The following is a 14,258-nucleotide window of genomic DNA, read 5'->3' as shown; positions in this document are numbered from 1 at the left end:
CGTCAAACCTATTCTTGTGTATAGATACCTCGATTTATCGAATATTTATACACGGTTCTCCCCGGGTTAGAGCGTTTTGCCGGAACTGCTGGCGTAGGGGGCGTCTTGTTGCAGCTTTTTATTTAGGGTCTCATCCCTCGCAGGTTTGCACTCCAAGCCTGCCGCAACACGGTAAAATAGCGAGATGAATACAGAACTCGCTACTAACCCTCAAATAGCCCCCGAGGCCAATATTATCCAACCTAGTCAGGTAACTGCGTTTCCCCAGTTTGTACATTTGCGCATGCATTCCGAATATTCGATCGTGGATGGCTTGGTACGGATAGATGACGTTGTTAAAGCGGCTGCGAAAGATAAACAAGCCTCTTTGGCTTTAACGGATTTAGGTAATTTATTTGGATTGGTCAAATTTTATAAGGCCAGTCGCAGCAAGGGCATAAAACCTGTTGCTGGATGTGATGTTTGGATTACTAACGATCACGATAGAGATAAACCATCGCGCCTTTTATTATTGGTGAAATCGCGTCATGGCTATTTGCGCTTGTGTGAATTGTTGGCAAGAGCCTGGCTAGAAAATCAACATCGTGGACGTGCCGAAATTAAATTCGAATGGTTACAAGAACTATTTGAAACCGACAGCGAGCAAGGTTTGATCGCTTTGTCCGGTGCACACTTTGGCGACGTTGGGATTGCGATTGACAATGGCAATCTTGAATTAGCTGAGCGCAATGCGCAGCGTTGGGCCAGTATTTTTCCGAATCACTTTTATATCGAAATCCAAAGAGCCGGTCAGCCCAATATGGAGCCGCACGTCAAGCAAGCGGTAAAGCTCGCGCAGCGTTTGAGTTTGCCTGTGGTTGCCACCCATCCTATCCAATTTTTGAGCAAAGACGATTTTACTGCGCATGAAGCACGTACTTGTATTGCGGAGGGCGAAATGCTGGCGAATGGCAGACGTGCGCGCAAGTTCAATGATCAGCAATGCTTTAAATCGCGTGAAGAAATGCTCGCTTTGTTTGCCGATATTCCCGGAGCGCTGGCGAACTCGGTTGAAATTGCCAAACGTTGCAATTTGAAATTAGAACTCGGCAAACCGAAGTTGCCGGACTTTCCTACGCCAGAGGGCATGACCATCAATGATTTTTTGGTGTTCGAAGCAAAGCGCGGTTTGGAATTCCGTTTAGAAAATCTTTTCCCAAATCCAGAAAAGCGCGAACAGAACCGCGAGCGCTATGAAGCGCGCCTCAAGTTTGAAACCGACACCATTATCAAAATGGGTTTCCCCGGTTACTTCTTGATTGTTGCGGACTTTATTCAATGGGCAAAAAATAACGGCGTGCCGGTTGGGCCTGGTCGTGGTTCTGGTGCAGGTTCCTTGGTCGCGTACGCGCTCTTGATTACTGATTTGGATCCGCTGCAATACAATTTGCTGTTCGAACGTTTCCTGAATCCAGAACGCGTCTCCATGCCCGACTTTGATATTGATTTCTGTCAGGAAGGCCGCGACCGCGTGATTCAATACGTAAAAGATCGCTATGGCAAAGAAGCGGTATCGCAGATCGCCACCTTTGGTACCATGGCAGCCAAAGGAGCGATTCGTGACGTCGGTCGTGTACTTGATTTTGGTTATATGTTTTGCGATGGCGTGTCGAAACTGATTCCATTTAAACCGGGCAAGCAAGTCACGATTGCCGAAGCGATCGTCGAAGAACCTTTGCTAGCAGAGCGTCAAGAAAACGAAGAAGAAGTCAAAACTTTGCTCGACTTAGCACAACAAGTTGAAGGTATTACGCGGAACATCGGTATGCATGCTGGTGGCGTTTTGATCGCGCCGGGTAAGCTGACCGATTTCTGCCCGCTTTACACGCAGGGTGGCGATTCTGGTGTGGTGTCGCAGTACGATAAAGATGACGTCGAAGCCGTCGGACTGGTGAAGTTCGACTTTTTGGGTTTGACCACTTTAACGATTTTGGATCGCGCAGTGCGCTATATCAAAATGCTCGATCCTGCGATGGCAGATTTTGATTTATCCAAATTGCCGCTAGACGATAGAGCTTCATACGAACTCCTCACCAAAGCGAAAACCGTCGCCGTCTTCCAGCTGGAAAGCCGCGGCATGCAAGGCATGTTGAAAGACGCGCGTCCCGATCGCTTCGAAGACATTATTGCGCTGGTGGCGTTGTATCGCCCGGGTCCTATGGATTTGATTCCTGATTTCTGTAAGCGTAAGCACGGTGAAAAATTTGATTATCCCGATCCGCGTACCGAAGGCATCTTGTCTGAAACCTACGGCATTATGGTGTATCAGGAACAGGTTATGCAGATGGCGCAGGTGGTCGGTGGCTACTCACTTGGCGGCGCGGATTTGTTGCGTCGTGCAATGGGTAAAAAGAAAGCCGAAGAGATGGCCGAGCATCGCCAAATTTTCCGCGACGGTGCTGCCAAAGATGGTTTGCCACAAGAAAAAGCCGACGAGATTTTCGACTTGATGGAAAAATTCGCGGGCTATGGTTTTAATAAATCGCATGCTGCAGCGTATGCTTTATTGTCGTATCACACCGCGTATCTGAAAGCCCATCATCCTGCCGCATTTATGGCAGCCAATATGTCGCTGGCGATGGACGATACCGACAAGGTAAAAATCTTGGTCGAAGACGCGATCGATATCTGCAAGCTGAAAATGCTGGCACCTGATATCAATCAATCGGACTATCGCTTTATGCCTGTGGGTGAAACCGGTAAAAAGGCGACGCAAATTCGTTATGGTTTAGGTGCAGTCAAAGGTTCCGGGCAAAACGCGATTGAAAGCATTGTCATCGCGCGCAAAAATGGTGGCCCGTTCACTGATATTTTTGATTTTTGCAAACGAGTCGATAAGCGTCAGGTCAATCGTCGTACAATAGAATCATTGATACGCGCCGGCGCAATGGATTGTTTAAAGCAAGATAGAGCGGTGTTATTGGCTACTGTGGATTTTGCTTTGACTGTTGCAGAACAGGCCGAGGCCTCTGCGAATCAGGTCAGCTTATTCGGCGATGATGATGACATGATTCCTCCTCCAGAATATGTGACGGCCGAGCATTGGTCTGATCGTCAGCGTTTGCTGGAAGAGAAGCAGGCGCTCGGATTCTATCTGTCGGGACATTTGTTTGATGCCTACGCGCCAGAAGTGCGGCAATTTATCAAAACGACTTTGGCAAAAGTGGAACCATCGCGGGACCTGCGTTTGATCGGTGGTGTGATTGCAGGCTTGCGAACGCAAATGACGCAGCGTGGACGATTGTTGATCGTCACTTTAGATGATGGTACGGCGGTCGTCGAAGTCACTGTGTACGGCGAATTGGCGGAAGAATTCAAAGGCATTTTTAAAGAAGATGAATTCTTGGCCGTGATGGGCAAAGTATCGGAAGATCGATTCAACGGCGGCTTGCGTATTACAGCAGAGCGCGTGATGGACATTGGTCGGGCACGCGTACAATTTTCCCAAGGTTTGCGCGTCAAGCTGAATGATAAGACAGATACCAAAAAACTCGCAGAGATCTTGCAAGCCCATTTGAACAACGAAGGTTGTCCCGTATTGATAGATTATGCAAATCAAACGGCGGCGGCTGAATTGTATTTGTCGGATGCTTGGCGGGTAAATCCTGATGATCAGCTGCGTAAGAAACTCGGTGATTGGTTAAACCCTGCGAACGTGAAGATAGAATATAACTGATATGTCCATGTCAAAAACAATCGCGAATCCTGATTGGCGTCTGCAATTGCCGGCGCAAATTTTAAGCTACTTACCGCTTACACTTTTTTTTCAAGTCGGCTTGATGTATGCAGGATTGCTTTTGTTTTTGCTGGCATGGGCCTTGTCTGGCGATTGGCAAAATAAGCTGGCGCGGATGAAATCATCGACCTTACTTTTGCCAGTGATTGGCTTAAGCGTGATCTCTGCGCTGATCAGCCTGATTCATACACATCCTGTCGGTGAATTCGCCGCTGCTTTTTCACATTACCAGACTTATTGGTTTTTGTTTCCTATGTTGAGCATAGGCAGTGGGGGCTGGCAGCAAAAGGCGGTTCGTCATTTTTTTATAGGTGCGGTGATCGCCGCCAGCCTGTTCTATTTAAGTAATTTGGGTGTATTGCCTGATATTAAACTGTTCAGGAGTTATGTTGTATATGAAGGTAACAAGTCCATTTTGTTGGGTTTGTTAATGGCGATAGCAGCTGCATGGATGTTGCACGAATGGCGATTGCGCAAAAATTTCACACTGTGGCGTGCTGTGAGTTTTGTATATGTGTTGGTCGCCTTGGTGCTGTGTAGCAAATCACGTACGGCGAGTTTGCTGTTTGTACTTTTGTGTGGCTTGTTAGTTTTCCGTAATTTTAGTTTTCGCTGGTGGCAATTGGTCGCAGTGATGGCACTTTTTTTTGCCGCTGTTTTTTCGATTTCACGTATCGCGCAAATGTCTGCACCAGCAACTTGCCTTGCGAAAGAAATGCACGATGTGTACAAGATGAGTGGCGCTCAAATTTTGCTCAATCGCGGTATCTGCACCGTGCATCAGGTACGTGACTTTGGCCAGACTAAACAAGTGAGCGAAGATGGCATGCGCTTAGAGCTTTATATGAATACCTGGCAAATGATTAGCCAAAGTCCATGGATAGGACATGGGATAGGTAATTGGCTGCCTATGTATCAACAAAAAGCCCAAGGTCAGATTAGCGAAAAAATGACTACGCCACATAATGATTATTTGCTGTATTGGTTTGAACTCGGCATCGCAGGATTGCTGGCCTTACTAATGATTTGGGGAACACAGCTGCGTATTGCACGTCAGATGGTCGCAGGGACGCATAGTGAACGTGCGATGTTGCTGTCGATGTTGACTGTGGGAATGATGTTTGCAGCATGCTTTAACGCGATTCTGCGTGATGGGGTGTTTGCTTTTGCGATGTTGATCTTGCTGGCAATACCCTTAGCAGGTGTGGGTGATCTCACTGTGCGCCGTACAACTATTTGAACAAGAATACATGGCTAAACTAAATACCCCAATTTTGAAGCGACTTTGGACTTCGGTCACTCAATACCGCGCCTATCTGATTCTGACCGTGCTTACGATGTGCGGTACGGCATTGACCGAAGTGGCTCTGCCTTGGGGGTTGGGGAAATTGCTGGATCATGGCTTTAAGGGACAGCAAATGGACTTTCCTTTGTGGTATGTGCCAGCAATCTTGATCGGCATCTTTGTCATTCGTGGTGCTTGTACCTTCACGACCAGCTATTTGATGAGCCGCATTTCGGTCAACTTATTGAACGAATTGAGGGCAAAAGTATTCGATAAATTATTGCATGTGCCGGTCGCCTTTTATCACGCCGAATCAAGCGGGCGCATCATCAATACCATCATGTTTGAAGCCCAACAAATCGTCGAAATGGTGAAGGTCTCGATCACGACTTTATTCCGCGATTCACTGACGGTGGCGGTGCTGATGGGCTATCTGATTTGGTTGAACTGGAAGCTAACCTTGGTGACGCTTATTTTGATTCCGGGAATGACGATCTTGGTGCGTGGTGTCAGCAAACGTTTGCGTAAGCTCAATCATCAATCTTTAGAAGTTAGTGGTGAATTGACGCAGGTGATAGAAGAGACGACACGTGCTCATCAGGTGATACGCATTTTTGGCGGGCAGCAGTATGAACAGCAACGCTTCGAAGCTAAGAACAAGAAACTCGGTCGTTTCACGATGAAAAGCACGGTGGCAGTGTCCTTTACCACTCCACTTACGCAGATTCTGGCCTCACTGGCAGTCGCGATTGTAATCATGCTGGCGCTGGCACAAGCGCGTAAGGATGCCACGACGGTAGGTGATTTTGTGACTTTCATTACCGCTATGATGATGCTGCTGACGCCACTGAAACGCTTGGCGGATTTGAATGGCCCTTTGCAACGTGGAATGGCCGCAGCAGAATCGGTGTATGGCATGGTCGATGCGATTCCTGAAGTCGAGCGTGGTCAGGAAATTACAAGACGTGCCACAGGCCAATTGGAATTTGTCAATCTGGGCTTCACTTATCCCGGGCAGGAGCAACCTGCTTTAACTGACATCAATTTGCACATCCATGCGGGTGAAACCATCGCCTTGGTCGGTATGTCTGGTGGTGGTAAAACTTCTTTGGTCAATCTTGTACCCCGATTTTATGAGCCCAATGACGGTCAGATTTTGCTAGACGGTATTGCTCTTGCTGACATCTCGCTTAAAAGCTTAAGGCAACAAATCGCGATGGTGAGTCAGAATGTGATTTTGTTTGATGATACGATTGCCGCTAATATCGCCTACGGCGACCCAACGCCTGAATCCGCACGTATCGCTTATGCGATTCAAGCAGCATATTTACAAGATGTGGTTAACGAAATGCCAGATGGTGTGAATACCATGATTGGTGATAACGGCATGCGTTTGTCTGGAGGGCAACGTCAGCGCTTAGCAATTGCCCGCGCTATATATAAGAATGCGCCCGTGTTGATTTTGGATGAGGCGACATCCGCTTTAGATAGTGAATCTGAACGCGCGGTACAGGCGGCTTTAGATGAGTTGATGCAAGGTCGTACCACGCTAGTCATAGCGCATCGCTTATCAACCATTGAACGTGCCAGCCGGATTGTTGTCTTAGTAGAAGGGACGATAGTTGAGATAGGCACGCATGCCGAATTATTGGCAAAAGAAGGTGCTTATGCGAATCTTTATCGCTTACAGTTTGCCGTCTAAGTTTGCCGTCTAAGTTTGCCGTCTAAGTTTGCTATATAAATTAGGGAGTTTGCATGTCTAAGTCGTCTGGTTCCTGGCTCATATCATTTTGCATTGCCGTTGCTTTTACTGTATCTGCGAATGCTGCACCGTTCGAAGTTAATTCGGATAGTTCAAAAGCTTTAGATCAATTCAGTGTTACGAATATTGCACAAGCGATGCAACGCTTTACCCATGCTCCACACCCTATGGCAAGTAGTGAACAGAAAAAGCTCGCATCAGAGATAAAAGCTGGTTTGGTGAAGCAGGGCTGGGATACGCAGATTCAAAAATTTAAGACAAAGATTCCTAATCTCGCGCATGATAAGTTGGGTGGTAAAGACAAAAATGCGGTACCAGTAAAAGAAGTCGAAGGCGAGAATATCATTGCGGTTTCTAAAGGCAGCGACCGTTGTATGTTGCTGATAGGCGGACATTACGACACGAAGATTTATAAAGATTTTAAATTTGTTGGCGCCAATGATGGCGGTTCTTCCACTGCTGCAATGCAGGAGCTGGGTCGCGTGATTAGCCAAATTCGTAAACAGGAAGCCAGCATGAAAGCTGTCATGCCTGAGACGGGACGATTCCTTGATTGCAGTATTGGACTCGCTTTTTTCGACGGTGAAGAAGCGACGCTGCCCGAATGGAGCGACGGTGATCGTTTGTTAGGCATACAGGATAATATTCACGGCTCACGCGCATTTGCTGCGACATTAGAACGCAAGTTTGATGGGATTAGTTATCAGGGTTTGCCAGTGAAAGCGGTGTTGGTGCTCGATATGATAGGGCACAAAAATCAGAATCTGTTTATTACCAACGGCTCCCATCCGCTTTTGGCACAAAAATTGTTGGCACAAAAAACCACGACTAAGATCGCGCTGGCGAATGTTTCGATCGAGGACGATCACTTGCCGTTTGCGCAAATGGGTCTACCTTTCTTGCATATTATTGACTGGACGAATTTATCCGAATGGCATACGTCTAAAGACAACTTAGACATTATTTCGAATAAGAATATCGCCGATTTTGGCGACATGCTGGTGCGCTTTTTGAAGCAACGGCGTTGAGTCGAGACTTATTTTGTTAGATTGAGAATTCTGCTTATCTCCCCGTTTCTCTTACCTCGATCTATGGCGACGTTAAGACGTTTTATTAACTCGCCATATTTAGTTAAGTTCGTAGCAAAATGCAATTCGTCCATGCGCATAGGGTTAGCTAGCACAGTGAAATCAGTTTCTGAAGCATCCAGAATATGCGAACGATCTACGTTTTGCATTTGATGAAGCAAGGCTTGAACCTCTTTGGCGTTGCTTTGTCTTGCGCCAAATAACATAGCATCCATACGCCTCATGGCCAGCTTTTTTAGGCGTGCTACATGGGAGGCTGTGTCTTCTTCTACCGTAAATAAATTATTCTTCTTTTCATCAAATTCATCGCCATAGCTGACCCCTCTCATGACACCTATGGTCTTTCCTTTTAAGTCATCAATAGTCATAAATGGAAAGCTGTTATTTTTACGTGTAACTATCCACACATAATTGGCGTATACCGGATCCGAAAAGCGCATTGTCATTAATCTTTCACTATTTTTTGATAAGCCAAAGCCTATCCCATCGCCATTTTTCAGCTGATTCAGCAGGCGCGCCATAGGATAATATTCAATCTTGAAATTAATATTTGCCTCGCGCTCCAAGAATAGTAGGAGTTGCTGTATTTCCGCTTTAATAGGAATGATTTCACCCTTGTCATTGCGTAGCTCGCGAATCAATAAGCTAACTTTTTCAGGCATGATGGCATGGCATTCGTGGCTGAACCAAAGATCAAGGAATACTAGGGAAAATAGAAGTAGCAAGCCACGAAGCATGTGGCGGAGTTCGAGATAGCGCTGCGATAAAAATTTTGCGTACACAGTCTGGCGCCTTTGGGGACTAGTTTTTTGTGCCAAAAAACTGGCATACAAACGGGCTGCAACTATTGATGAGTATCGTGAGAGGATTAGTATTGATTCCCCAGGGAAACCAATATTTCTAAGAAAAGTATAGCGGTGTTTGTAAAGAAGTCCAATGCATTTCCGCCAAAACGCTAAAGCCAAGGCAAAAAAAACGTCATCGCAACCGGGGTTGGGATGACGAAAAAGGGAGGTTGAAACAATGCCTAGTAGCATTGAGACAGTTCTAGTTTGCTTATCTTTCTGGTATCCGGCAACGACTTTGGGATAAACGGCAGTTTTTGCGGGCTGAACTGCACTATTGTCTGGCTGAATTAGCGTTTATCGACAGTCGGAGAGTTAGGGGCGTGTTGGCATACCACTTGGATATGCGAATGAGCCGAAAGGAGCTCACTCGCATTACTAGCTTGAACCTTGATAGACAGTAGGGTTACTCTTGATACCGCAGAATACGCGCGTGAACTACTTATTCTTTGCGATCCAGCGATCAACTTGCGCTTCTAGAATTGGCATGGGTAAGGTGCCATCGCCGATCACGACCTCATGAAATTTCGCCAGCGTGAATTTGTTACCCAGGGCTTTTTCCGCTCTGGCACGTAATTCCAAGATTTTACGCGCCCCAATTTTATAAGCCAGTGCTTGTCCTGGTAAAACCATATAACGTTCTATTTGATTTTTAGCCCTTGCTTCGTTGTAGCCTAAATTTTTCTGCATATAGCTAATGGCTTGTTCGCGCGTCCAGCCTTTGGCATGCATGCCGGTATCGACGACCAAGCGCACGGCACGTAACAATTCATCATTCAAGTGTCCAAAATAATATTCTGGATTGTCGTACAGACCAAGTTCTTTACCCAAGGTTTCAGAGTACAAAGCCCAGCCTTCCGTGAACGCAGCGCTATTGAGATTTTCAGTATTAAACTTTCGGTACAAAGGCAGATCAATTTCTTTCAGAAGTGCTGCATGTAAGTGATGTCCCGGTTGCCCTTCGTGCAAAAATAAAGTCGCCATACCAACGCGGCTGTATTTCTTAGGATCGTTTACAACTGGCCAGAAGATACCAGGCACCGAGCCATCTGCAGCGGGTGGTGTGTAGTGATCGGACGCAGTGGCACGACTTAATTCGGGTTCAAGCTGTAGCTCTAATTTTCCTTTAGGAAGTAAGTTGAATAATTCTGGTAACTTGGCACGCACTTTCGCATCGATTTGACGATAAGCCTCCAGCACTTCAGCATCACTGTTGAATGACTTAAACTTGTCTTGCGCTGCGACCCACTGTGGCAATTCGATAGCAGGGCCGGTATAGCCCAAACGTGGCCCCAATTCTGCCCATTGCTGTTGAATGCGCGCGACTTCTTGCAAGCCTAAGGCATGGATTTGCTCAGGTTTGAGATCGGTCGTTGTGTGATCTTTGATGCGCATCGCATACCACGCAGCGCCATTAGGCAAGGCACTATAACCAGTGCTATCACGCCCGGCCTTCAGGTAGTCTGTTTCTAGAAATTGCAGCAATTGCGTCAATGCAGGATTGAGCTTTGTTTGTATGGTTTGTTGATAGGCTTGAGTCAGTTTTTGCTTATCTTCCGCAGAAAATTGCGCTGGGAAATGTTTAATTGGCGTGTAAAAAATACTCTCTTCCGTCGTCTTCGCAGCGAGCTGTTGGAATTGGGGCAGCATGGTTCGTATGATCGATTTCGGATGGACGATGCCACGGCGTATACCTTCTTGCATATTGGTTTTTGCTTGTGCGATCCAAACTGGCAAAAGTTCTAGACGTTTTAGATAAGCATAATATTGCGCCACGGTTGTCAAAGGTTGTGCACCATCACCACTGGCGAAATTCGCCAAAATGCTGGGCACATTGTCCATCTGATTAATAGGCAATAAGTGTTCTGGAAAGTGTTCAAAGTGCAGTGCACTGTCGAGCTCAAAAGCGAGCAGGTCATAATTGAGCTGATCTTTTTCCGCAAGATGATTACGCTTAATTTGCTTTAATTGCTTCTGCATTTTATGCATCAATGCAAATTGCTTGGCGCGATTTTGTGGCGCGATATTGATGCCAAGTTGATCGTTGAAACGACCATCGCCATTGATGGTAGCGAACTGCAAAGGATCAAATTGAACGCGCGCGGTGTAAAACGCATCGGCTAATTGCTCCAGTTGTTTTTTACTTTTTATGACTTCTTGGACCTGTACCACATCGGCTGCCATGCTGATCGGTGCCAGCATGACGCTGCTGCTTAGTAGTGCTGCGGCCAGACTGCTTAGTTGTACGTATTTTTTTAAAGACATAGTCGTATCCTGTGACGTGTTGAGTTAGTTGTATTTATCGTGCAAGACAAATGTTTTAATTACAAAAAAGACTTGGGCCTAGAATACCTGAGTTTGTAGTCGTATGGCGTTAAAACCAGGGGTAAGAGCGAGTTCACGCAACAGCTTGATGGATCTTTGTGAATTTTGTGACGACAACGGTAGGAAAGAAAATTGCGGACCTGCAATGAATTGTAAGAAGTGGTTTTCTACATTGCTTTATGATTTAGCTTCAATTGTTATAGAGCCAAGGACTCAAATCAGAATTAGTAAATTGGTTAATTGACAAAAATATTCAAAATTTACTTTAAATATTTGTATTTTCAGTAAACTTATATATAATTAAATATCAATTAAAATTTAAAAAAAAGTATTATTTTTGGTAAATTTATGCTCTAATTTATTCATTAAAGTAAAACCCACTTTCCTGGAATTAGCGATAAATCTTATGACTATTGCGCTGCCAACTATAGAAGAGCCTAAAACTACTTCAGCTGGAAGTTCGCTTTTCCGCTCAGAAGTCACCGCCGCGTTAGGCAGCAATTGGATGGGCGCTATTCGTCTGGCGCAACCTATCTCTTCTTGGTTGATTGCTGGCATCGCGTTGGCCGTTTCTATTGCGTTGATTGCCTTCCTGAGTTTGGGCAATATGACGAAAAAGGCACGAGTTACGGGTATTACGGTACCAACCGCAGGTAATATCAGTGTTGCTGCGCCTAATTCTGGCGTATTAACGCAAAGTCATATTAAAGAAGGCGATGTCGTGCGGGCAGGGCAGGTCTTATTTACGCTGTCGACGCAAAGACAAAACAGTCAGGGTGAAATCACCGCCTTGATCGCTAATCAGCTACGTTCCAGACAAGATACTTTGACGACGGAACAGCGCTTGCGTGAGAGCGCAACACAAGAAAGAAAATTAGTTTTGCAGCAAAGGCTAGTCAATCTCCAGGTCGAATCAGAGCAAATCGATCAGGAAATTCTGTTGGCGAAACGTCGCTTGAATTTATCACAGCAAAGTATCGATAAATTCCAAACGCTACAAAATAGCGGTTATGTGTCAGCCGCCCAAACTCAGCAAAAAATCGAAGAAAATCTCGATCTCTCGACAAGGCTAAGTAGTCTCCAGCGCAATAAAACCCAGTTGCAGGCGAATCAGGTTAACGTCCAATCTGAAATGAACACCTTATCGAATACTCTCGCGACCGAGCTAGCGCAACTCAGCCGAGCCAAAGCTGGCTTACAACAAGAAATCGCCGAAAACAATAATCGTCAATCTAGCCAAATTGTGGCACCTCAATCAGGCATGGTCACCGCCATCACCAACCAAACGGGGCAAAACATCAGTGGCGGACAAGTGCTGGCCACGCTCATTCCTAATGTGGACAGTAACGACTCAAAAGAGCAGCAAGCTTTAGAAGTGCATCTGTATGCACCGAGCAAAACGGCTGGCTTCGTGAGCGCAGGACAGCAAGTCCTCATACGTTACAACGCCTACCCTTACCAAAAATTCGGCTTACAAGCAGGGACTGTGATCGATGTGAGCAAGACTCCGTTTGCGCCCAACGAGTTACCCCAACATCTTGCCAGTACGATCTTGAGTAACGCACAGCAAAACATCTTGGGCTTTAACAGTAATGAAGCTCTGTACCGCATCAAAGTGCGACTCAAGCAGCAAACCATCAACGCCTATGGACACGCGCAAACCATCAAGCCCGGTATGACATTGGAGGCTGACGTAGTACAAGACAAACGCAAGATTTGGGAATGGATTATTGAACCCGTGCTGGCAGTAACAAAAACGGCAGAGTTGTGAAACTGGTTGAACAAGGCAAGTAGTTAAGGCTTGCTAAGATTTGCAAGTGAGTGAGCATAAGCCCACTCACCGCAAAAAAACCGTACACAGGTCACTACACCTTGTACGGAGGCAGTAAAACCCATCGGTATAGGATCGATGGGTTCAACTTAACCATGTATAGGAGTAACACAAAATGCGTTTAATTACAAATGAAGAGCTGGTGTTTGTGGCTGGTGGCGAACTCGGGCCTATTTATGTGAGTAATGATCGTTTGATTGACTTCCCTCCGCAGACCGATCCCACTGGAGGTGAGGGTGGATACAATCCAATTTTAATTGCTGTTATTGGGGCAATTGCAGTTATAGGCGCAGCGATTATTGGATATTTGGCGAAAGAGGCAGAAAATGAAAAGGAAAAATTACGTGAGGAAATAACTACAACCACGAATTGTGAGCGCGATAAAGATGACGGCGAAATCACTTGTACCGTGACAGGGCAGGTAAGAAAAGAATATAAATACAAGTAATCGCACGAAAATCTCGCGCTGCTCTGTTTGTTAAGTGTCGCGCGAGAATAAGGTAGCGAGGTTTAATTGGATATGGTGTGCAATGCGATTAATTTTCTTTGTGTTTATGTTGCTTTTTTTTACTGCTTGTAATGAAAAGCGCCGCGACATCAATTGGGATGCTGAGTTTGATAAAGCGGGTGTCGTGGGCTCAGCATACCGATCTTTCGGAAACGAGAGCTGTATCGGGAAGTGCCAGTGGTCGAGAGTTTCTAGTACGACTCTATCGCTGAACGGTACGATTGGCAAAGGTACATTTGATGAATTTGACAGAAAGCTTGACCATGGAATTAATGAGGTTTGGTTGAACTCTGCTGGGGGGAACGTCAGAGAGGCGTTAAAGATTGCTAATGTTATTCAAGATAGAAAGTTGAAGATAGTTGTCAACGGTTTTTGCATTTCCTCATGCGCAAACTATTTATTTCTTGCTGGCTTTGAGAAGAAAATTAATGGCATTGTTGGATTTCATGGAAGTGTGCAAGCGATGGGGGGGAAAGAAGCACCATGTCATGCAACTGATGATCCCAGATGTATTTCGGGAAATGAAACTGCGGAAAATGAACAAGTTCTTTTTCGGTCTGTTGGTATCAATACTTTACTATTTGATGTGACACAGAGCATAGACAAAGGAATGAAAAATGGAAAATTAGTTGCCTATTATGCGCCTAGCGTTAAGACTTTAAATGCGCTCGGTGTGAAAGGAATTGATGGAGACCAAAGTGAGCATTATCTGCAAGTTATGCAATATTTTTATAAGATTTCGGGGGAGCCAGAATTTGCAATTGCGACTGATCCTAATCCGACGATTTTAGATGGTTTGCGCAAACTACAATAATGCGAATTAAGTTGTTACGTCGAAA

The 14,258-nt window shown here is 45.6% G+C and carries 9 protein-coding genes; 7 read left to right on the top strand and 2 right to left on the bottom strand.

Annotated features, from left to right (window positions below; genetic code table 11):
* Nucleotides 1–283: 283 nt before the first annotated feature.
* From dnaE to ACO0KZ_RS02275, 4 genes are read left to right on the top strand one after another with little or no spacing between them, the layout of a single operon-like run.
* A complete protein-coding gene (gene dnaE, locus ACO0KZ_RS02290; protein WP_422992766.1) occupies nt 284–3,715 on the top strand; it encodes a DNA polymerase III subunit alpha in 3,432 nt (1,143 codons plus the stop codon).
* Between the two features lie 7 nt (nt 3,716–3,722).
* Nucleotides 3,723–5,015: an O-antigen ligase family protein gene (locus ACO0KZ_RS02285; protein WP_422992312.1), complete on the top strand. Its 1,293-nt coding sequence runs from the start codon at nt 3,723–3,725 to the stop codon at nt 5,013–5,015.
* A gap of 10 nt (nt 5,016–5,025) precedes the next feature.
* On the top strand, nt 5,026–6,762 hold the full coding sequence (gene msbA, locus ACO0KZ_RS02280) for a lipid A export permease/ATP-binding protein MsbA (RefSeq protein WP_422992310.1): 1,737 nt from the start codon (nt 5,026–5,028) through the stop codon (nt 6,760–6,762).
* Nucleotides 6,763–6,815: 53 nt separating this feature from the next.
* A complete protein-coding gene (locus ACO0KZ_RS02275; RefSeq protein ID WP_422992308.1) occupies nt 6,816–7,850 on the top strand; it encodes a M28 family peptidase in 1,035 nt (344 codons plus the stop codon).
* An 8-nt stretch (nt 7,851–7,858) separates the two neighbouring features.
* Here ACO0KZ_RS02275 and ACO0KZ_RS02270 read toward each other — a convergent pair whose 3' ends face one another.
* The gene (locus tag ACO0KZ_RS02270) at nt 7,859–8,947 is read right to left on the bottom strand and encodes a substrate-binding periplasmic protein (RefSeq protein WP_422992306.1); all 1,089 of its coding nucleotides are present in this window, start codon (nt 8,945–8,947) and stop codon (nt 7,859–7,861) included.
* A 246-nt stretch (nt 8,948–9,193) separates the two neighbouring features.
* Nucleotides 9,194–11,020: a DUF885 domain-containing protein gene (locus ACO0KZ_RS02265; protein WP_422992304.1), complete on the bottom strand. Its 1,827-nt coding sequence runs from the start codon at nt 11,018–11,020 to the stop codon at nt 9,194–9,196.
* A gap of 466 nt (nt 11,021–11,486) precedes the next feature.
* Here ACO0KZ_RS02265 and ACO0KZ_RS02260 point away from each other — a divergent pair, with 466 nt between their 5' ends.
* The 3 genes from ACO0KZ_RS02260 to ACO0KZ_RS02250 all read left to right on the top strand — a co-directional run bounded on the left by ACO0KZ_RS02260 (nt 11,487) and on the right by ACO0KZ_RS02250 (nt 14,233).
* Nucleotides 11,487–12,851, top strand: a complete 1,365-nt coding sequence (locus tag ACO0KZ_RS02260) for an HlyD family secretion protein (RefSeq protein WP_422992302.1) — start codon at nt 11,487–11,489, stop codon at nt 12,849–12,851.
* 175 nt (nt 12,852–13,026) lie between these two features.
* Nucleotides 13,027–13,359 (top strand): hypothetical protein, encoded by a 333-nt coding sequence (locus ACO0KZ_RS02255; protein WP_422992300.1) that lies wholly within the window; start codon nt 13,027–13,029, stop codon nt 13,357–13,359.
* A gap of 82 nt (nt 13,360–13,441) precedes the next feature.
* A complete protein-coding gene (locus ACO0KZ_RS02250) occupies nt 13,442–14,233 on the top strand; it encodes a hypothetical protein (protein WP_422992298.1) in 792 nt (263 codons plus the stop codon).
* Nucleotides 14,234–14,258 lie beyond the last annotated feature (25 nt).

The organism is Undibacterium sp. Di24W (assembly GCF_049340325.1).
Lineage (GTDB): Bacteria > Pseudomonadota > Gammaproteobacteria > Burkholderiales > Burkholderiaceae_D > Undibacterium.
This window is presented reverse-complemented; position numbering and strand designations above follow the sequence as displayed.

Excerpts from the sequence above, each read along its gene's own strand:
- ACO0KZ_RS02270 (WP_422992306.1), bottom strand. The coding sequence starts at position 8,947 with ATGCTACTAGGCATTGTTTCAACCTCCCTTTTTCGTCATCCCAACCCC.
- dnaE (WP_422992766.1), top strand. The coding sequence starts at position 284 with ATGCATTCCGAATATTCGATCGTGGATGGCTTGGTACGGATAGATGAC.
- ACO0KZ_RS02285 (WP_422992312.1), top strand. The coding sequence starts at position 3,723 with ATGTCAAAAACAATCGCGAATCCTGATTGGCGTCTGCAATTGCCGGCG.
- ACO0KZ_RS02275 (WP_422992308.1), top strand. The coding sequence starts at position 6,816 with ATGTCTAAGTCGTCTGGTTCCTGGCTCATATCATTTTGCATTGCCGTT.
- msbA (WP_422992310.1), top strand. The coding sequence starts at position 5,026 with ATGGCTAAACTAAATACCCCAATTTTGAAGCGACTTTGGACTTCGGTC.
- ACO0KZ_RS02255 (WP_422992300.1), top strand. The coding sequence starts at position 13,027 with ATGCGTTTAATTACAAATGAAGAGCTGGTGTTTGTGGCTGGTGGCGAA.
- ACO0KZ_RS02265 (WP_422992304.1), bottom strand. The coding sequence starts at position 11,020 with ATGTCTTTAAAAAAATACGTACAACTAAGCAGTCTGGCCGCAGCACTA.
- ACO0KZ_RS02250 (WP_422992298.1), top strand. The coding sequence starts at position 13,442 with ATGCGATTAATTTTCTTTGTGTTTATGTTGCTTTTTTTTACTGCTTGT.
- ACO0KZ_RS02260 (WP_422992302.1), top strand. The coding sequence starts at position 11,487 with ATGACTATTGCGCTGCCAACTATAGAAGAGCCTAAAACTACTTCAGCT.